The organism is Terasakiella brassicae (assembly GCF_014641495.1).
GTDB classification, from domain to species: domain Bacteria; phylum Pseudomonadota; class Alphaproteobacteria; order Rhodospirillales; family Terasakiellaceae; genus Terasakiella; species Terasakiella brassicae.
Window position 1 is genome coordinate 1 of the sequence record NZ_BMHV01000072.1, and the last position, 884, is coordinate 884.

Below are 884 nucleotides of genomic sequence, written 5' to 3' on the forward strand. Positions count from 1 at the left end.
GAACTTTGACGTTCGTAAAAAAGCATAACACTTCAGGCACCCAGAGGCTTTGTCGCACCGCTGAATGAGCTTCGCGCTCGTGTATAAGAGAGACCAAGCCTATGACTTATACTACTCGATTTATTGGCATTGATATATCCAAATCAACGCTGGATATTTGCGTTCTTCCTCAAGAGAAATATGCCAGCTATCCCAATACGGATGAAGGCATCTCTGCTTTAGTGAACTGGATAAAAGGGTTGGATGGCGTAGAACGAATTGTCATTGAACCGACGGGCGGTTATGAACGTTGCCTTGTTCGTGCCCTACAGAACAACAAACTTGCCCTAAGCCGGATCAATGCAAAACAGATCAGACAATTTGCCCGCGCGTCAGGAAGATTGGCTAAAACAGACAAAATTGATGCTTTTGTCCTTGCTGATTTTGCCAGAAGAATGGAAACAGATTTACTGCCTTGTCAGTCTGCCCACGAACAGCGTTTGACCGATCTGGTTGCCCGTTATCGTCAACTCAATCATATGATTGTCCAGGAGAAAAACAGGCGTGAGAAAAAGGATAATCCTGCCAGTCGCTGGATTGAAGAAAGTCTGGCGTTTTTGCAAAGCCAGAGACAGGATGTCATTGAAGCAATGAAGAAATGTATTAATGAAGACCCTGCAATATCTCAAGCAGCTGATGTCTTGCAATCTTTAAAAGGGATCGGTCTGTTAACTGCTTGTATCTTGCTCGCTGAATTGCCGGAATTAGGGCATTTAGGCAAAGCTCAAATTGCTAAATTGGTAGGGGTGGCCCCGATCAATCGCGATAGCGGTAAAATGCGTGGACAGAGAACGATTGCGGGCGGACGTAAACAACTGAGAAATGCTCTCTTTGTTGCAGCCTTG

Annotated in this window: 1 protein-coding gene; it reads left to right on the forward strand. The window is 45.1% G+C overall.

The features are described from left to right. Window positions 1-101: 101 nt before the first annotated feature. Window positions 102-884: IS110 family RNA-guided transposase (locus IEW74_RS17210; RefSeq protein WP_188667418.1), on the forward strand; the 783-nt coding region annotated here is incomplete at its 3' end.